Origin of the sequence: Sorangium sp. So ce1014 (assembly GCF_051521505.1) — a bacterium.
Lineage (GTDB): Bacteria > Myxococcota_A > Polyangia > Polyangiales > Polyangiaceae > Sorangium.
Window position 1 is genome coordinate 1,655,329 of sequence record NZ_CP150356.1, and the last position, 17,631, is coordinate 1,672,959.

General features: G+C 72.6%; 13 protein-coding genes and 1 pseudogene. 7 read left to right on the top strand and 7 right to left on the bottom strand.

What is annotated here, in order from left to right:
• The first annotated feature begins 105 nt into the window (after positions 1-105).
• Positions 106-1,350: an acyltransferase family protein gene (locus WME75_RS06275; protein ID WP_437487196.1), complete on the top strand. Its 1,245-nt coding sequence runs from the start codon at positions 106-108 to the stop codon at positions 1,348-1,350.
• A 54-nt stretch (positions 1,351-1,404) separates the two neighbouring features.
• Here WME75_RS06275 and WME75_RS06280 read toward each other — a convergent pair whose 3' ends face one another.
• Together WME75_RS06280 and WME75_RS06285 are read right to left on the bottom strand one after the other, a co-directional pair.
• Entirely contained in the window at positions 1,405-4,707 is a 3,303-nt protein-coding gene (locus WME75_RS06280) for a S8 family serine peptidase (protein ID WP_437487197.1), read from the bottom strand.
• Between the two features lie 298 nt (positions 4,708-5,005).
• Positions 5,006-5,188: pseudogene (locus tag WME75_RS06285) on the bottom strand (GNAT family N-acetyltransferase); the annotation flags it as partial.
• A gap of 486 nt (positions 5,189-5,674) precedes the next feature.
• On the opposite strand from WME75_RS06285, the gene WME75_RS06290 reads away from it, so the two are divergent.
• Positions 5,675-6,631 carry a hypothetical protein gene (locus tag WME75_RS06290; RefSeq protein ID WP_437487198.1) on the top strand — a complete coding sequence of 319 codons (957 nt, stop codon included), beginning with the start codon at positions 5,675-5,677 and terminating at the stop codon, positions 6,629-6,631.
• Between the two features lie 172 nt (positions 6,632-6,803).
• Here the strand turns inward: WME75_RS06290 and mdh are convergent, their stop codons facing one another.
• On the bottom strand, positions 6,804-7,745 hold the full coding sequence (gene mdh, locus WME75_RS06295) for a malate dehydrogenase (protein WP_437487199.1): 942 nt from the start codon (positions 7,743-7,745) through the stop codon (positions 6,804-6,806).
• A 130-nt stretch (positions 7,746-7,875) separates the two neighbouring features.
• On the opposite strand from mdh, the gene WME75_RS06300 reads away from it, so the two are divergent.
• Together WME75_RS06300 and purS are read left to right on the top strand one after the other, a co-directional pair.
• Complete coding sequence (locus tag WME75_RS06300) at positions 7,876-8,838, top strand: phosphoribosylaminoimidazolesuccinocarboxamide synthase (RefSeq protein WP_437487200.1); 963 nt, start codon at positions 7,876-7,878, stop codon at positions 8,836-8,838.
• Between the two features lie 56 nt (positions 8,839-8,894).
• Positions 8,895-9,143, top strand: a complete 249-nt coding sequence (gene purS / locus WME75_RS06305) for a phosphoribosylformylglycinamidine synthase subunit PurS (protein ID WP_437487201.1) — start codon at positions 8,895-8,897, stop codon at positions 9,141-9,143.
• 23 nt (positions 9,144-9,166) lie between these two features.
• Here purS and WME75_RS06310 read toward each other — a convergent pair whose 3' ends face one another.
• Positions 9,167-10,087 (bottom strand): hypothetical protein, encoded by a 921-nt coding sequence (locus WME75_RS06310; RefSeq protein WP_437487202.1) that lies wholly within the window; start codon positions 10,085-10,087, stop codon positions 9,167-9,169.
• Positions 10,088-10,237: 150 nt separating this feature from the next.
• Positions 10,238-11,152 carry a hypothetical protein gene (locus tag WME75_RS06315; RefSeq protein WP_437487203.1) on the bottom strand — a complete coding sequence of 305 codons (915 nt, stop codon included), beginning with the start codon at positions 11,150-11,152 and terminating at the stop codon, positions 10,238-10,240.
• Between the two features lie 299 nt (positions 11,153-11,451).
• On the opposite strand from WME75_RS06315, the gene WME75_RS06320 reads away from it, so the two are divergent.
• On the top strand, positions 11,452-12,537 hold the full coding sequence (locus tag WME75_RS06320) for a hypothetical protein (RefSeq protein WP_437487204.1): 1,086 nt from the start codon (positions 11,452-11,454) through the stop codon (positions 12,535-12,537).
• Positions 12,538-12,678: 141 nt separating this feature from the next.
• Positions 12,679-15,315, top strand: coding sequence for a HEAT repeat domain-containing protein (locus WME75_RS06325; protein ID WP_437487205.1), 2,637 nt, complete (start codon positions 12,679-12,681; stop codon positions 15,313-15,315).
• A gap of 58 nt (positions 15,316-15,373) precedes the next feature.
• Here WME75_RS06325 and WME75_RS06330 read toward each other — a convergent pair whose 3' ends face one another.
• On the bottom strand, positions 15,374-16,006 hold the full coding sequence (locus tag WME75_RS06330; RefSeq protein ID WP_437494759.1) for a hypothetical protein: 633 nt from the start codon (positions 16,004-16,006) through the stop codon (positions 15,374-15,376).
• Positions 16,006-17,082, bottom strand: coding sequence for an AAA family ATPase (locus tag WME75_RS06335; protein ID WP_437487206.1), 1,077 nt, complete (start codon positions 17,080-17,082; stop codon positions 16,006-16,008). Before WME75_RS06335 ends, WME75_RS06330 begins: the two co-directional genes overlap by 1 nt.
• Before the next feature lie 79 nt (positions 17,083-17,161).
• Between WME75_RS06335 and WME75_RS06340 the strand changes: the two genes are divergently transcribed.
• Positions 17,162-17,617 (top strand): hypothetical protein, encoded by a 456-nt coding sequence (locus tag WME75_RS06340; RefSeq protein WP_437487207.1) that lies wholly within the window; start codon positions 17,162-17,164, stop codon positions 17,615-17,617.
• The last annotated feature ends 14 nt before the right edge of the window (positions 17,618-17,631 follow it).

Consider the following 17,631-nt stretch of genomic DNA (forward strand, 5'->3'; position numbering starts at 1 on the left):
GGTCGGCGCTCCCTTTTTGTGCGACGCATGAGCGACGGCCATCGCGAGCGCGGTCCTCCCGAGGCCGGGCTTGCCAGCCGGAGCCTCGCCGTCGAGAATCCCGCCATGATCAAGCAGGCGGCGCCGGCAACCACAGCGGCCCCGCGAGGGCGCCCGCAGCTCGACGCGCTCACCGGGCTCCGGTTCCTCGCGGCGCTGCACGTGGTCACGTTCCACTTCGGCGTGTCGGCGGCCGCCTCCTCCGGCTCCGTCGTGGTCGAGAGCGTCGCGCGCATGGGCTTCATCGGCGTGGGCCTCTTCTTCGTCCTCTCCGGCTTCGTGCTCGCGTACAACTACGCTGACGAGGACGGCGGCCTCCGCGGCGATCGCCGCGGCTTCGTGGTCGCACGGTTCTCGCGCATCTACCCGCTCTTCGCGTTCGCGCTGCTGCTGATGGCGCCGATCTACTGCGCGCAGCTCGTCGAGCTCTACGGCCCGCGCGTCGGCCTGGTCCGCGCGGCGCTGACGGGCGTGCCCGCGCTGCTCATGCTGCAAGCGTGGACGCCCTTCACGCTCTCGGCGTGGAACGGGCCAGGCTGGTCCCTCTCGGCCGAGGCCTTCTTCTATCTCACCTTTCCCTGGATCGTCGGTCGCCTGCGCTGCACGACGTGGCGACAGCTCGCCGGCATCGGCGGGGCCCTCTTCGTCGTCGCGATCGCGGCGCCTCTGGCGCTCTTCATCACCGGGCGCTTCGTGCCGCTCGAGGCGACGACGGTCCGCCTCCTCGGCGGCGCGCTCACCCTCCAGGATCTCGGCGAGCGCATCGTCGGCTTCAACCCGCTCCTGCGGCTCCCGGAGTTCGTCTTCGGCATCTGCCTCGGCAAGTATTTCCTGGCGCGGCGGGCCAGGAGCGCGACGCTCGGCGGGGCCACGGGCGCGTGGCTCACGGCGGGCTCGTCCGCCGCGCTCCTCGCGATCTTCAGCTTCGCCGGACACTTCCCCGACGTGCGCTACGTGCTGCAAAACGGCATGTTTCCGCTCTTCGGCCTGCTCATCCTCGGCCTCGCCGAGGGCGGCGGCGCCCTCGGCCGCGTCCTCTCCACGCGGGCCATGATCCGGCTCGGCGAGGCGAGCTACGCCGTCTACATCCTGCAGACGCCGCTCTGGCACCTCTTCGCCAAGGCGGTGCTCTCTCCGGAGGTGCGGGCCGAGCGCAACGCGAGCGCGCCCGCCTACCTCGCGTTCCTCGCCTTCCTGATCGTCGCCTCGTTCCTCGCCTACGACCTCATCGAGGCGCCGGCGCGCGAGTGGCTCAAGCAGCGCCTCCGCGTCGGTCGCGCCCGCCGCGTCCCCTCCGCGCTCGGCACCTGATCCGCGCCGGGGGGCGCCAGGGAGCTGCCGGGAGCAGCTCCCCGGCATCGTCCATCAGCACAGCTGCCAGATCCTCACGGTGCGCGTGACCGGCGCGGATCGGTTTCCTCCGGAGTCGATCGCCTGGAGCGTGATCCTGTGCGTATCGCCGAAGCACTCACCCGAGTAGAGCCGCGCGATCACGCTGTTGCCAACCCCGAGCTCCGCCGGCTGCTCGGTGATCCGGTCCGTGGTCCAGACCAGGCCCTCGCCGCCCAGGGGGCCGTCCTCGGTGTCCGTCGTCGAGCCGACCAGCGTCACGTCCTTGAACCACCTGGATCGCTCCCTGTCATAGCCGTCCCACGAATCGAGCTCCAGATCTCCTGCGGGCCTCACGATGCTCGCGACGGGAGCGTCGTCCGTGCAGGTCCTCGCGGAGATGAGCACGCTGTTGAGCGGCGCCGGGTCATCGTAAGCGAGGAGCTCCACGTGAAAGCTTCCCGCCGCGAACGACGTCGTGAGGGACCTGCCCGTTCCATGGCTCGCGCCGTTCGCGAGCCACCGGATCCGGGCATCCGGCACGAGAACCGAGTCGAACCCCGGGAACAGGACCTCGGCCATCAAGGTCATCTCCTCGTTCGCGCAGACCTCCACGGCGCTCGCCGGACGGGTGATGAGCCCGAGCGGCCGCGCCGGGACCGGCGCGGAGGCGGTGACCTTGTAGACGTTGTCTTCGCCCGTCGGCGCTCCCACGGAGAACACGATGCGCTCTCTCGCCTCGGCGACGACGCGGTACGTGCGCCGCGTGGACGACGCGCTGACGGGCACCAGGCGACCCCGGCCGATCGTCACGTGCCCGTAGAGGGTCGCGTCGGGCATCTCGAGCGTCACCGTGACCTCCTGCGGCCTGGCCGGCGAGGCCGGCAGCTGCAGCCGGTAGAAGTCGACGTCGGGGGCCATGGTCATCGGTTGAGCGGCCGGCAAGGTCAGGAGGGTCCCGCTGATCGATCGCCCGAAGGGCAGCGGCGTCGCCGTCTCGGCGGTGTCGTTCCGCGCGAGGATCTCGCTGTAGTTCAGCGACGTATCGGAGAAGCCCATGGCAACCACGTCCGGCACGTCGGCCGCGGCCATGACCGCCGCGAGCGGGTTCACCAGCTTGCGGCGCCGCTCGGGCTGATCGGCGTAGCCGAGCGCCGTGAGCTCGGCGTTGCTGAACGTGTTGTCCGGGGACAGCAAGATCTCCTTGATGCGCGCGACGATCCCGGAGCGCTCCGCCGCGCTCATGCCCTCGGAGCGCGGGTTCAGGCGGGGGTTCGCCGCCTGCATGTTGGCGATGACGCCGGTGATGAACGGGGCGGCGGCGCTCGTGCCGCCGAGCGGCCTTTGAGGCACCCGCGGAGAGTCGATGTCATCGACGCTCTGGGGCGCGAGGTACGCCGTGGGGACGGGGGCCCAGATGTCGACGCGGTCTCCGTAGAACTCCATGTTCTCGAGCCCCTCGCCGACGGCGCCGGCCACGATCGTCTCCGGGATCATGGCCGGGACGATGCCCCAGCGCTCCGTCCTCGGGTCGCTCAGGTCGACGAGGTCGCGCACCACCGCGGGGAGCGACCCGCGGGACAGCGTGTTGCCGGCGATCGTCACGACCGGGACGCCGGCGCGGGCCGCGCTGCGGACGCCGGTGCTGATCGGGCCCTTCAGGTCGCCGAACGAGAGCGCCGCGACGCAGGCCCCGGTGGCGGCGGCGGCCGATCCCGCGACGACGGCGCACGCGATCGGGCCGAGGATCGGGATCGCGCCGGCTGCCGCGCACGTGATCACGGCGGCGGCGTGCGCTCCCGCCGTGACGACGCTGCAGATACCGAGGCGGCCCTCCGGCGAGCAGATGTCGACGTCGGGGCCGATGTTCGTGAGGATCCGGCACGGATACCCGCCGCTGATGTTCACGACCGAGGCGCCCTGGGACACGGCGAGCTGAACGCCGCGCCCCATCTGGAACGCATACGCGGCCGTGTCGTACTTGTAGAGCATCGGGACGGCGACCTGGCCCGCCACGCCCGCCGAGCCGATGCCGTTGTTCACCTTCGCTCCGATCGTCGCGACCACGCCGGTCCCGTGCCACGACCTGGCGCCGAAGAAGCTGTTGCCGACGGTCGGAGGCCCCCACGCGGCACCGGGCCCGCAGCGATGGCCGCCGAACAGGCCCTCGGTCATGTCGCACGCGACGAGGTCGCCGCGCTCCGGCCAGCGGACATCGTCGGTCGGCGCAAACCCCATATCGAGGACGGCGACGTTGATCCGCGCCTCGTCCTTCTCCCACAGCGCGTTGAACGCCCACACCGACGGGACGTTCTCCACGCAAGGTCGGCTCGCGTCCCCCGGCACGCAGGGGACCTGTCCGCCTCGCGCCGGGGCCATCTTCATCGAGTGCGTGAGGTGGCGCTCCTCCGTCGCCGAGATGGCGGGCGCTCCCTGCAGCTGCAGGCGCGGGTTCACCGCGACGAGGTAGCCGTCGAGCTGCAGCTTCATCGCGAGCGAGGCGATCTGCAGCGCGCCGGCGTTGCTGGCGTGCAGCGGACCGTCTTCCCCGAGCAGCGCCCGCAGCGCGGTCACGTCGGAGGCCCGCTCGCCGCCCGGGTCGACCTCGACGAGCACCGCGTCGCGGCCCCCCGCGTCCTCGCTCTCGAGCGTCGCCTTGACGCTCCCGCCGGTGTCCCTCAGGAACGCCTCGAGCTCGTCGCCGTCGGCAGGGTAGACGATGAGCTCCCGCGTCGCGATCTGCACGGGCAGCCCTCCCCTGGGGAGCAGGGTGCCGTTCGGCTTCGCGCCAGCGCGGCCCTCGTCGTCGCCCATCGCGACACCGGCGTCGACGGTCGGCGCTTGCGCCGCGGGGTCCGCGAGCAGGGCGAAGTCGAAGACCACGTCCTCCTCGAGCGCATCGAGCGGCGCCCGCGTCTTGTCGATGAAGTACTGCGCATAGAACAGCTTTCCGGGCTGCGCGCTGAGCACGCCGTCGTCGAGCGCGCGGCTCCCGTTTGCCTGGACGCGGAGGGGGACCGTCGAGGCGAAGCCGGCGCGCGAGGCGACGAGCTCGATGAACTCCACGTCGCCCGTCTCCGGAGCGGCGAGGGCGACCGTCAGCGGCCCGGGGCCGAGGTCGACGCCCCCCGGATCGAGCGTCACCGACAGCGTGTCGCCCGCATCGTACACGACGCGGTCGAGCCGCAGCGCGAGCCTCGGCGGCCTCTCGACCGGGGAGAACGTCGAGCCTCTCGGCGGGCTCGGCGCATCGCCGCGGCGATCTCCGTCTCCGGAGCTGCAGGCCGCGATGGCCCCGCACGCCAGCGAGATCCACCGGAAACACGGGAGCTTGAGCATGGACTCCTCCTCCTGGGGTGAGCTCGGCATTCGCGGAGAGCCCACAGAGGCGCTGGGGGTCATCGAGAGCGACGGGCGGTGGCGCCGGCCAGCGCCGCCGACATGGCGATTGCCGCGATGCGCTGGCCTGCGTTGCGCTCCGCGCACAGCGTCGAGCCGTGCGCCGATCTCTCCGTCACAGGCGGTAGGAGCAAACGCGGTGCCGTCCTCCCGTGCCGCGATTTCACGGCCTCCGCCTTGCGCTCGCGCGCCCTGCGGACGGCACGCCGCCGAAGCGCCAGCCGCCTGGGCGACGAGGTCACCGTAGCTTCAGCTTCATCCCCTCGTGGCTCGCCACGAAGCCGAGACGCTCGTAGAAGCGGTGCGCGCGCCGCCGCACCTTGTTCGAGGTGAGCTGCACGCGGAAGCACCCCCGTCGCCGCGCCTCGTCGATGGCCCATCGCATCATCGCCTCGCCGATCCCGCGGCTGCGCAGCCCCGGGCGCCAGCCCTCCGGACCTCACCGCCGCCCTCACGCGCCCGCGCGCGAGGCGCTCGCCAGGAAGAGCCCGGTGACGCGCTGCATGAACGCGACATCGAGCGTGCCCGGCAGAGCCCTGCGCGCGAGCGCTCGAGCGGGGAGGAGGGAGCATGATTGAAATGGATTACAGACTCTCTTCCTTCTCTGGGTCTTTTGGATTCGCTTCATGCCCGCGTGCGATCTGGACACAGGCGATCAAGCCGTGCAGAGTCACCGCACCACGAAGTCGACCGGAGGACGGTGCAGATGCGCGTAGTCAACACAGCCAGCATCCCCGCGAACGAGTCCCTCAAAGCGGATGAGCGCACCCTGCTGGGGCTGTTCAAGGATATCCGGAATCACGCGGAGCTCTCGGCATTCTTGCCGGAGGCATGTCGCCTGTCCCTGAGATGGGTGCGGCTCGCCTCGGGTCAGCCGCTCAGGCCTCGTCAGCTCCCCGGCAAAGGCATGATCGTCGTCACCGACGGCTCCGGCGAGGTCATCGGGGCCTCGGCCCGGAGGGTCCAGGCGGGAGACGTCGTGCTGGTCCCTCCCGGCGGGCTGCGCGGGCTCGTGGGCGGGGCGCCTGACGGGCTCTCCGCGCTATCGATCCACTTCGAGGGAGAGGGCGCCCGCTGGGACACGCCGTGCCTGTGCGCGACGCTCGCCCCGGGCGGCGCGGGCGATGGCCCCTCGGAGGGGGCGGCGACTCCGCTGGATCGCCTCATCGAGGAGAACGAGGCCCACGCGCGAGAGTTCGCCGTCAGCCCCCTGATGCAGCTCATCCGATCCGAGCGCGCCCTCGCGGACGACGTGAAGCGACGGATGCTCGGCGCGCTCCAGATCTGGTCGAACGCGTTCCAGAAGGTCCTGTGTGCCAGGGTCGTGTTCGAGTCGCACCCGGCCGCGATCAAGATCGCCGAGCGTCACCTGGCCGACGAGGTCGGGCACAACCGGAGGCTCGCCCGGATGCACGGCCCGTCGCGCTCGCCGTCCTGGGACCGCGGCATCGCCGCGGCGTCGTCCTGGTTCATCGAGCGGATGGGCTCGGCGTCCACCGAGGAGCGGACCGTCCTCATCCACTTCGTCATCGAGCGCTGCGCCGATATCCTCCTCAGCGCGGCCCAGCAGATCTTCCCCGACTCGGACTACTTCGCCACGCACGCCGAGGTGGACGCCGAGCACTTCAAGCTCGGGTACGACCTCCTGAAGAGCTTCCCCGGCCTGGACGTCGCCCCGCTCCGGGGCGCGCTGACCGAGGGCTGGCAGATGATGAACCTGATCTGCCAGCGCATCAGCGACATCGCCGAACGCGGCTGCGATGGGGCGGCGGATCTCCCGGCGGCCTGCGCGGGCCCCGGCGAGCTCGCCGGCGAGTCAGCGCGCGAGCTCGCGGCGCTCGCGATGGCTCCTGCCGCGGAGTGAGCTGCGGACGTCTCTGATGGCGTGAGGAGAAGATCTGGCGACGTGAGGAGAAGAGAGGAACCACAGAGAGGCACAGAGGAAAGAGATGAGATCCTCCTCTCTTTTGTGCTCTCCGTGTCCTCTGTGATTCCTTCTCTTCTTTCATGAGCCCGGGATCGACCCGGGCAGGGCGTCAGCTCGCGGCTTTCACCACGTCGGTGATGCCCTGCACGCTCTTCGCGCTCTTCGCGAGCATCTCTTTCTCTTCCGCGGTCAGCGACAGCTCGATGATCTTCTCGATGCCCTTGCCTCCGAGGATGACCGGAACGCCCATGTAGATGTCCTTGTAGCCGTACTCGCCGTCGAGGTACGCCGCGACGGGGAGCAGCCGCTTCTGGTCGAGCAGGAAGCTCTCGGCCATCGCGACGGCGCTCGAGGCGGGCGCGTAGTAGGCGCTCGTCCCCATGAGCTGGACGATCTCGCCGCCGCCCTTGCGGGTCCTCGCGATGAGGGCGTCGAGCTTCTCCTTGCTGATGAGCTCGGTCGCGCGCACGCCGTTGATCGTGCACGCCGAGGGGATGGGCACCATGTCGTCGCCGTGGCCGCCGAGGACCATCGAGCGCACGTCCTTCACGGACACGTTCGCCTCGCGCGCCAGGAACAGCTGGAAGCGCGCGCTGTCGAGCACGCCCGCCATGCCGAGCACGCGCTCGCGCGGGAAGCCGGTGCGGCGCTTGAACTCGTACACCATCGCGTCGATCGGGTTCGAGATGACGATCACCAGCGCGTTCGGGCAGTGCTCCTTCGCGCCGTCCGCCACGCTGCGGATGATCGGCAGGTTCGTCGCGACGAGGTCGTCGCGGCTCTGGCCCGGCTTGCGCGGGATGCCGGCCGTGATGATGAGGACGTCGGCACCGGCACAGTCGGCCCAGCTCGAGGTCCCCTTGATCGATGCGTCGTAGCCGAGGACGGCGCCGTTCTGCTCGAGGTCGAGCGCCTTGCCCTTCGCGAAGTCGGCCTTCTGGGGGATGTCGAAGAGCACGACGTCCCCGAGCTCCTTGCGCGCGATGAGGGCCGCGAGCTCCCCGCCAATGTTCCCGGCGCCGATGAGTGCGATCTTCTTTCGGTTTGCCATGGGCGGCCCTTTACCACCCCCCCGGCCGGAGACCAACGGGGGGCCCGGGCGGGGCGAGGAGGGGAGGAACTCGGCCGGCGTCTTCGGAAACCTGTCGACTCGCCCCGCGAGGCCGGGTAAGCCGCGCCCCATGGTCACCGAGGACGATCTGCGCACCGCGCTCGGCAGGGTGCTCGAACGCACCTCGCTCGCGGGCCCCTTCGCCCGCTACGAGGGCAAGGTGCGGGACTGTTACACGACGCCGGACGGCCGGCGCCTGCTCGTCGTCACCGACCGCATCAGCGCGTTCGACCGCGTGCTCGGCACGCTGCCGCTGAAGGGGCAGGTGCTGAACCGGCTCTCCTCCTTCTGGTTCGAGCGCACGCGGGACGTCGCGCCGAACCACATGATCTCCCAGCCCGACCCGAACGTCCTCGAGGCGATCGAGTGCACGCCGCTGCCGGTCGAGATGGTGGTGCGCGCCTACGTGACGGGCGTGACCTCGACAAGCATCTGGACGCACTACATGCGCGGCGAGCGCGTCTTCTGCGGCCACCGGCTCCCCGACGGCCTCCGCAAGAACGAGCGCCTGCCGCGGCCCATCCTGACCCCGAGCACCAAGGCGCCGAAGGGCGGGCACGACCTCTCCGCCTCGCGCGAGGAGATCCTCGCCCTCGGGACGATCGCGCCGGGCGACTTCGACGCCGCCGCCGGGATGGCCCTCGCGCTCTTCGAGCACGGAGCCCGCTTCTGCGCGGATCGGGGGCTCATCCTTGTCGACACAAAGTACGAGTTCGGCAAGGACCGGGACGGGAACATCGTCGTCATCGACGAGATCCACACCCCCGACTCGTCGCGCTTCTGGTTCGCCTCCACCTACGACGAGCGCTTCGCGGCCGGCCAGGACCCGGAGTCCTTCGACAAGGAGTACGTGCGCCGCTGGCTCGCCGCGCGCGGCTTCCAGGGCGATGGGCCGATCCCGCCGATCCCCGACGAGGTCCGGATCGAGGCGTCTCGCCGCTACATCGAGGCGTTCGAGCGGATCACCGGCGCGGCGTTCGTCCCCGACCTCGAGGACCCGGCCGTGCGCATCCCGCGCAACCTGGGAGTGTAGGTGGGCGCGCCCGTGCCCGTGCTAGCGTCGCGAAAAGAGCGCTTGGAGCAAAGCCAGTGAAAGCCGTCGTCACCGTCCGACTGAAGAAAGAGGTCCTCGATCCCCAGGGCGACGCCGTGAAGCGCGCCCTCACCTCGCTCGGGTTCCCCGGCGTGAAGGGGGTGCGCGTCGGCAAGATCATCGAGATCGAGCTCGATCCCTCGCTCGGCAGCGCGCCCGACCTCGAGCAGCGGCTGAAGAAGATGGCGGACGAGATGCTGGCCAACACCGTCATCGAGGATTACGAGGTCACGCTCACGCCGTAGCCCCGTGGTCGCGCGGCGGCGGTTCAGGCCTCGGGCGCGACGAGCTTCTTCGACCAGAGGATGGCGTCCTTGCGGGCGCGGCCGACGACGAGGTGGCGCGCCAGCACGGCCGAGCGGCGGAAGCCGTTGGCGAGGAGGGCGGCGCACAGCTCCTGGTCGTCCGCGGGGGCGAAGGTGAACGTGCTCACCGCCTTCTCGTCGACGAGGCGATCGCACAGGGCGCCGATGGCCGCCGTCGTGGCGAGCCGCTCCGACTCGTGGCGCGGCGAGGAGAGGATCTCGAGGAACGAGTTCCCGAAGCACGACTGCATCTCCCACGCTGCGTGGAGGGTGAAGCCGCCCCGCGCGGAGAGCACATAGCCCGTCCGCACGGCGTCGCGCCCGAACGGCTCGAAGCCCGTGAGCGCCTGCCCGGCCCGCTGCGCGACGGCGACGGCCCGCCGCAGCTCGACGGCGCTCGCCGGCGCGATCTTGATCGCGGGCAGCGGCCGCCCCTCGCTCTCCCGGAGCAGCCGCCTCGCGCGGGCGCTCGTGCGCTCCGCGAGCAGGACCGCCGGCGAGCCCCTGTCGTCGCCCTCGGCGCCCTGCTCGTCGTCGCCCTCCTCGCGTAGCGAAGGCGACATCTGGGACACGACCGCCCCGAGGATCCAGGCGTCGCTGCGCTTGTAGAACCCGGGGATCGAGCCTTCCCGGACGAACCCGAGGCGGGTCCAGGTCGGCACCTCGTCGCGCTCGACAAGGGTGTAGATCTTCTCGACCCCCTCGCGCTTGGCGGCCGACAGGACGAAGTTTCGCTTCGACGGGGTCGGCCCCGCCCGGAAGTCGATGATGCGGAGCGTCCGGTGCCGTCGGTTGACCAGGAGACAGAGCGAAACAGCGTCGTTCCGGAACAGGAGCTCGTCGACACCGCTGCTCGACGTCGAAGACAAGGTTCTCGCTGCCATATCCCTCGTGCTCGGCGAAGGCGTGAAGCCTCAGGTCACGCGGTCATTGCAGAATTGCAAATTGCAAATCTGAAATGCCCGTAGCAGCCGGGGCCTACAGCGTCAACGATGTCGGTGAAGCCGGGGAACGGGAAGCGGGGAAGGGGAGGGTCAGGGGGGAGCGGCGAGCCGGCTCGCGTCGGTCGGCTTGACCCCGAGCGCCTCGAGCGACTCCTTGAGCTTGGAGCGCTGGAGGGAGATGCGGGTCGGCATCCCTCCGGAGATCTTGAAGATCTCGAGGAAGTTCAACCCGCTGTCGAAGCGGGCGGCGAAGGTGACGCTGTCGTTGTCGACGACGACGGAGATCGGCGCGCGCTCCTGCCCGATGAGGAGGAGCAGGGTCTTGTCGTAGGGCCCGCCTCGCTGGGAGGCGTCGACGAGGACCAGGCCTGGCTCGACGCGCTCGTAGCGGAGGGCGATCCGGCGGGTCTCGGCTTCCATGGTGGCGAGCTCGGAGCCGGCCTGGTCGATGGGGGTCCAGAGCGACGGGTCGGAGAGGCCTGACGCGAGGTGCCGGACGATGAGGCCGAAGAGGGCCTGGTCGCGGGGGCGGGCGCGGAGGGCGCGGTCCATGCGGGTGGCGGCGGGGCCCGGGACGCCGATGCGGGTATCGATGGCGCGGGCGTCCTCGTCGCAGCCGGGGTAGGGCTCGACGCCGCCGCGCATCCACTTGGCGCCGCTGGCGAGGCCGTCGAAGTCGACGTGGCAGACGAGGGTGTCGACGCGCCCGGCGCGGGCGACGACCTCCGGGGTGATCATCTCGGGGCAGGCGCCGTGCTCGGCCTTGGTCGACAGGACGAAGCGGGGGTCGCCCGCGAAGCGCGCGTGGTGGGCGCTGTCGTGGTGGTCGACCCAGGCGCCGAGCCGCGGCCCGAGCTCCTGGATGAAGGGGAGCGTGACGGTCTCGAAGCTCTTGCCCCCCGCCTCCGAGGCGAAGGCGATGTCGAGCACGGCGACGTTGCCGCGCAGATCGCGGGCGCGCGGGAGCTTGCGGGGGGAGGCGAAGGCGAGATCGAAGGCGTGCATGGCGTAGCTCCGGGGGAGGCGGGCACCGTCCAGCCGGGCTACCCGGCGCGTGCCGCGTCGGGCGCCTTGCTCCATACACCCGAAATGACGGAAGCGCTGCGGCGGAGGACCTTTCTCGGGCGAGGCCTGAATGATCCGCTAGGATGATCCGACCAACGGCAACGACAGCTCGGGGCGCCCGGGCGGTCTTGCCGTACGCCGCCGCGCAGGAGGCCGGCGGCACCAGAGAGACTCGACAGGAGGGGACCGCGCCCGGGATCGCCTCGAGCGGGACTGCCCGTCTACGTCGGAGGAAGCGGATGAGAAGCGACGTTCTGGGACTTGGTCTTCTGGCTCTTGGGGCGGTGCTCTGCGGTGGAGGGCTCCCGGGAACGCCGGCCATCTCCGAGGCGAAGGCAGAGCCCGCTCAGGTGGCGGTGTCGGCCGCGCAGGTGACGGGGGCAGCCGCGCAGGCGGCGGTGTCGGGACCGACCTGCAAGCTGAAGGGGACGGCGCCGGTGAACAAGGGCGCCCGGCTCCACGACGCGCCGACCGGCGGCCGGACGATCGCGAACTTCACCGGCGCGCTGGTCCCGATGACGCTGAGCGCGATCCCGGCGGACCCGTCGGCAGGCCGGGCGAGGCTGAGCACGTCGGAGGGCTCGCCGGCGCTGCGGCTCGACGGCTACATCGCGCCCTCGGACGTCGCTGTGTACACGACGCGCGACATCCCGGTCATCCAGGGGCACATCTGGATCTCGAGCGCGCAGAAGGTGAAGCTCGTCGCGGCCACGGGCGACTCGCTCCGCGCGGAGCTCTCGATCTCCGGATCCGAGCGGCAGACGGCGAAGGGCTCGGCCTCGTGCGACGCCTTCTCGCTGCAGCGCAGCTCCCCCGTGAAGATGGAGGTCCCGGGCAGCGCCCGCGGCTACCTGATGAAGACGTCGACGATCGAGCTGCTCGATCGCCCGGACGGCGACGTGATCTTCACGCTGAGGATGCTGGAGGGGACAGCCCAGCTCTTCTGGAGCACCGAGGCCAAGTCCGGGTTCGTCCACCTGATGTCGCGGGGCGACCTCACGATCGACGCCTGGGCGCGCCTCAAGGATCTGGAGCCGCTGAAGAAGGGCGAGATCATGGATCAGTACATCCCGCCGACGACCGCGGTGGCCGGCGCGCAGCTCGCGCTCGACAAGGCGCCGCCGATCGTGAAGGCGACGCGGGCGATCCCGGTCCGCGCGCGGCGCGACGTGAAGGAGAAGCCGGTCGGCGAGATCGAGGCCGGCGCCGAGATCTACCTGCTCGAGACGGTGGCGGGCTGGACGAACGTGCTCCCGAAGGCGCTCGGGATGACGCCGCCGGACGAGGGCGGCTTCTGGATCCCCGCCGCCGAGACGCCGAAGTAGCGAGGGCGCGCAGGCCCGCCGCGGCGCGCGGTGGGACCCGCCGGACGACGCGGCGCAGCGCGGTCGGGGTCGCCGTGGCGCCCTGTTCGAGGGGCTCAAGTCTCGAGGGCCCCGCTGCCCGACGCGACTAGGATGGCGCGCATGAGCAGATCGCCGTTTCGTTCCCGGCGGCCTCGCATCGGCGCCGCCGTCGGGGTGATCGCAGCCTCGTCGACCCTCCTCGGCAACGCCGCCGCGCAGGTCGCGCCCGTGGTGCTCCCGCACGCGGCGGGCCAGCAAGCGCTCGCCGTCCGCGTCGATCCGGGCGGGATCACCGCGCGGGCCTGTCCTGCTGCTGCCGCGTGCGCGCCCGACGGCGGCAAGGTCCTCGCCGTGCCCTCCGAGGTCGCGCCGCTGCTCGGCAGCGCGCGCGTCGTGCCGATCACGCTGTCCGGCGGCAAGCACCTCACGAAGATCGAGGCGCCCGCCGCGGGCAAGCCCGCTCCCGCGAGCGCGCCGGGCGCCGGAAGCGGCAGCTGGGCGATGCTGCTCGCGGCGCCGCTCGCGGGGAAGGGGACGGAGCCGATCGTGCTCTGGAGCGGCTGGACGGGCGTCGCGACCGGCGAGCACGGCGAGGGGCGGAGCGACGCCGTGGTCGTGGAGCCGCTCGGCAGCGGCAGCCGCGTGCTCGTCGGGCAGCTGCGCGAGGACGTGACGATCTGCGGGCGACCGGCGCTGGTCGGGGCGAGCGAGGTCGATCCGCGGACGATGACGCTCCTGAAGGGGGCGAGCTTCCAGAACCTCCCGGCCGAGGAGCGCCGCGCCGCGGGCAAGCTGGCCGCGGAGCGCCGCGAGGCCGACGCGGCGGCGCCCGCCTTCCGGCTGCTGCGCCCGACCGCGGCCTCGAGCGCGGTCGGCAAGCGCTTCGCGGAGATCGCCGACGGCGACCCGAACACCGCGTGGTCCGAGGGCAAGGCGGGCGCGGGCCGGGGCGAGTTCGTGTCGTTCTCGTCGGCGGACGAGGTCGGGATCACGGGGCTCGGCCTGCGCATCAAGCCGCCCGACGGCGTGGAGGGCGGCGCCGCGCCGCGCACGCTCTTCGTGGCGACGCCGGATCGGCTCTTCCAGGTGAGCCTGCCCGAGGACGCGTGGCTCAAGGAGTCCGCCGGCTACGAGGTGAAGCTCCCCGAGGAGATCAGGGCCTCGTGCCTCGCCGTCGTCCTCGACGAGGCGTACGCGCCGCGAGGCGCGGGGGATCGCGGCGCGCCGTCCGCTCCGGAGGTGCGCGTCACGATCGCCGAGGTCACGGCGCGCACGGCGTTCGACGACCAGGGCCCGGGGACGCTCGTGGCCGCGCTCGCGGGCGGCGGCGAGCGATCCAGGGCGGCGGCGGCGCTGCTCGCGCGCAGCGGACCGGAGGCGATCGACGCGGCGATCGCCGGCTACGACAAGCTCGACGCGGCGGGCAGGCAGCTCGCCCGCGGCGTGATCGACGCGGCGCCGTGCGCGGCGCAGATCCCGTTCCTCACCGCGCGGCTCGCGGCTGGCGCGGCGGCGGCCGCGCGGCCCACGTCCGGCGCGGCGGCGGCCGCGCCTGCGCGCGCCCCCCGCGCGGCGGCGCCCGAGCCGGATCCCGAGCTCCACCACGCGCGCGATCGCATCCGCCGCTGCGGGCGCGCGGCCGCGCCGGCGCTGGCGGAGATCGTGAAGGGGGGCGGATCCGCGGCCAAGGTGGCCGCGGCGCGGGAGCTCGCGCTCGTGGCGCCGGCGGAGGCGATCCCGGCGCTGCTCGACGCCCTCCCCGGGGCGCGCGGCGCGACGCGGCGGGATCTCAGGGCCGCGCTCGCGCTGGCGGCGCGGAGCCAGCGGGCCGCTCCCGTCGTCGAGGAGGAGGTGCAGAACGAAAGGCTCCGCGCCCGTCCGGAGGACACGCAGCTCGATCTGCTGCGCGCGCTCGGGCCGGCGCTCGGGCGGGTGCGAGGCGGCGGCGCGGCGTTCCAGGCGCTCGCCTCCGCGGCTTCCGCGCCCTTCGAGCGGCGTTACCTGCTCCAGGCGCCGGCCGCGGCGCTCGCCCGCGCCGGCGAGGCGCAGGCCGAGGCGTACCTCCGCGCGTCGCTCCGGAAGGACGCGGACCCGCACGTGCGCCTCCGCGCCGCCGAGGTCGCGGCGGAGGTGCCGGCCCTCGCGCCGGACCTGCTCGCGGCGGCCTCCGATCCGGACGTGCGCGTGCGCGAGGCGGCGATCGTGGCGCTCTCGCGCGCGGCCTCCGCCGGCGCGAAGCTGCCCGCGGGCGCGGCCGAGGCGTTCGCGGCGCGGCTCGCCTCGGACCCGTGGACGTTCGTCCGCGGCGGCGCCGCGCTCGCGATCGGCGCGATGCCCGCGACGCCGGCGGGCGACCGGGCGCTCGTCGGGGCGCTCGCCGACCGAACGCCCGAGGTGCGCCGGCACGCGCTCGACGGCCTCGGCGCGCACAGGGCGACCGCGCACATCGAGGCCGTGCGCGACCGGGCGGAGGACAAGGCGGAGGACGTCGAGGTGCGCGCGCGCGCGATCCTCGCGCTCGGGGCGATGTGCGACGCGAGCTCGGTCGACCTGTGGACGCGGCTCGCGCTGCGGGCGAAGGCGCCGATCGGCGAGGGTGATCAGCGGCTCGGCTCGGCGGCCCTCGCGGCGCTCGGGGCGGTGCACCCGGCGGATCTGCCCGCGCGCCTCAAGCCGCTGCTCGACAAGGACACGCCGCACGGCCTGCGCGAGGCGGCGAGGGCCGCGCTCTCCGCGGCGCCGCAGTGCCGCCGGTGAGCCGCGCCGCGCGACCGGGCTTCCCCCGCGAGGTCGTCGAGCGCGCCCGCTGAGCGGCTCACCTCACGCCGCGGCCGGTCCGCCGCGGCAGCACGGCGCGGGCGCGCGCGAGCCACTCGGCGAGCGAGGCGGCGTCCTGGGGCACGGCGTCGAGGTCGGCGTCCTCCGCGACGCGCACCAACGCGGCGCCGTCGCCGGGCATCATGCCTTTCGCCGCGAGCATCGCCTGCGCCCGGAGCGGCGACAGCTCCTCGGTCGCCTTCTCGCCGAGGAGCGCGAGGATCCAGCCCTCGAGCGCCGGCACGGCCACGCCGCCGATCACCTCGGGCGGCGAGGACAGGCTCGACGAGACGCGCCGGATGCCCTCCGCGATCGCCTCGCGGCGCGCCGGGTCGCGGTCGATGTCGCGGGAGAACGCGAGGACGTCGCACCCTGCCTCCTTCGCGTCGATGGCCGCGCCGAGCACGTGGCGCGTGTCCTCGTGGGCCGCGCCGCGCGCCTGGTACTTCCGGATGCTCTTCCACTCGCGGGCGCCGCCGACGACCCACCCGTTCGGCTGCACGCGCGAGAGCAGCGTGAAGAGCACGCCGGGGTGCTTGTCGGACTGGTAGGCCGGGGCCCCGGCGCGGCTGCCGAGCTCGTTCTCGCCCTCGCCGACGAGGAAGACCCGGGCCTTCTCGAGCGGCTTCATCACGGCCGCGGGCCTCCTCCGAGGAGCGGCGCCTCGTCCGCGCCGTTGGCGTAGCTGAGCCAGAGCTCGCCGAGCGCGTACACCCTCGCCCGGTCCTCGAAGCCCGGCGTGTCCAGGATGCGCGTGGCCCTCATCCCCTGCTCGCCCGCGCGCGTCACGACCGTGACCTCCTCGGGCTGGAGCTCGTTCACGACGAGCGGGCTGTGCGTCGCGAGGAGGACCTGCGTCTTCTCGGAGACGATGCGCAGCGCGCGCATGACGTCGGCGATGCGCGCGGGGTGGAGCCCGTGCTCGGGCTCCTCGACGAGGAGCAGGGGCATCGGATCGAGGTGCGGCAGCGCCGCGAAGGCGAGATAGTAGAGCATCCCCTCGCTCATCAGCGCCGCCGGCACGACGGCGCCGCCTTCGAGCTTCACGCCGATGGCCTTCGTGGTGGAGCTCGGGTTGGCGAGGTGGATGCTCCTCACGCTGGGAAAGAGGCGGGTGAGCTCCTCGTTCAGCTCGATGTAGGCCGACAGATCGCGGCTGATGACGGCATCGTAGAGGGCCGGCAGGCCGGTGCCGCGCTCGTCGGCGAAGCAGAGCGGCCGCCCGTCGGGGATCAGCGGGTGCGGGGCCCTCAGCGCGTCCGGGTCGAGGCGGAGCATCTGCGTGCCGCGCAGCGCCTGGACGATGTCCGGGGCGGGGCGTTCAGGGCTCGGTCCGCCGTTCGCGCCGTCGTCCTCGTCGGCGTCGTCGAGCAAGGAGGGGGGCTCCAGATCTCTGGGGAACGACGTCGAGCGGACCCGCCCTGCGGCGTCGAGCTCCACGCGCCACGTCGTGCTCGCCGCCGACACCTCGAACACGGCGCCGCCGTGGGCCTTGCTCGCCGGGGCGCCGCGCCCGAGCGGGTCCGGCGCCGGCGCCCCGAGCGCCCGCTCGAGGACGGAGGAGAGGGTCCGGAGCGCGCGCAGCACGGTGCTCTTGCCGCTGTCGTTGGGCCCGATGAGCGCGTGCAGCGGCGTGAGCTCCAGGGTCGTATCCTGGATGCAGCCGTAGCCCTGGATGCGGAGCTGCTCGACGTAGGGTCGGTCCATCGACGTCGACGCCAGCATACCCGCGGGCGCGCTGGCAAGGAACTTGGCCCGTCGTCGCCGGCCCCTCTACGCCGCGATCATGCGCCGCCTCCCGTCGATCGCGCTCCTCCTCGTCGCGCTGGCCGTCCCCCTGGCCAGCGGCCTCGGCGCGAGGCCCGCCAGCGCCAGCGTCGCCCATGAGTCGCCCTACACATTCGAGCAGACCTTCGGCACGGCGCTGCGCCTCGTGCGCGTCGATCTCGGCTTCAAGATCGTCGAGAAGGACGTCTCCAACGGCTACTTGCTCTTCGAGTACAGGAGCCCGGAGAGCGGCGGCAGGGTGACGCAGGGCGCGATCGAGGTCGTGAACGGCCGCTCCGGCGCGCACGTCGCCGTGCAGCTCCCCGCGATGCCGCAGTACCACGAGCAGGTGCTCCTCGACGCCCTCGTGAAGAAGCTCGCCTCCGAGCACGGCGATCCGCCGAAGAAGGCGCCGCCGCCGCCCGTGGACGCGGGGGCCCCGCCGCCCGTGGACGCGGGCGCTCCTTCCGGGTGAGCGCAGCTCGCCGG

Coding starts and splice junctions, on each gene's coding strand:
- WME75_RS06275 (WP_437487196.1), top strand. CDS start 106: ATGATCAAGCAGGCGGCGCCGGCAACCACAGCGGCCCCGCGAGGGCGC.
- WME75_RS06280 (WP_437487197.1), bottom strand. CDS start 4,707: ATGCTCAAGCTCCCGTGTTTCCGGTGGATCTCGCTGGCGTGCGGGGCC.
- WME75_RS06290 (WP_437487198.1), top strand. CDS start 5,675: ATGATCGTCGTCACCGACGGCTCCGGCGAGGTCATCGGGGCCTCGGCC.
- mdh (WP_437487199.1), bottom strand. CDS start 7,745: ATGGCAAACCGAAAGAAGATCGCACTCATCGGCGCCGGGAACATTGGC.
- WME75_RS06300 (WP_437487200.1), top strand. CDS start 7,876: ATGGTCACCGAGGACGATCTGCGCACCGCGCTCGGCAGGGTGCTCGAA.
- WME75_RS06310 (WP_437487202.1), bottom strand. CDS start 10,087: ATGGCAGCGAGAACCTTGTCTTCGACGTCGAGCAGCGGTGTCGACGAG.
- WME75_RS06315 (WP_437487203.1), bottom strand. CDS start 11,152: ATGCACGCCTTCGATCTCGCCTTCGCCTCCCCCCGCAAGCTCCCGCGC.
- WME75_RS06320 (WP_437487204.1), top strand. CDS start 11,452: ATGAGAAGCGACGTTCTGGGACTTGGTCTTCTGGCTCTTGGGGCGGTG.
- WME75_RS06325 (WP_437487205.1), top strand. CDS start 12,679: ATGAGCAGATCGCCGTTTCGTTCCCGGCGGCCTCGCATCGGCGCCGCC.
- WME75_RS06330 (WP_437494759.1), bottom strand. CDS start 16,006: ATGAAGCCGCTCGAGAAGGCCCGGGTCTTCCTCGTCGGCGAGGGCGAG.
- WME75_RS06335 (WP_437487206.1), bottom strand. CDS start 17,082: ATGGACCGACCCTACGTCGAGCAGCTCCGCATCCAGGGCTACGGCTGC.
- WME75_RS06340 (WP_437487207.1), top strand. CDS start 17,162: ATGCGCCGCCTCCCGTCGATCGCGCTCCTCCTCGTCGCGCTGGCCGTC.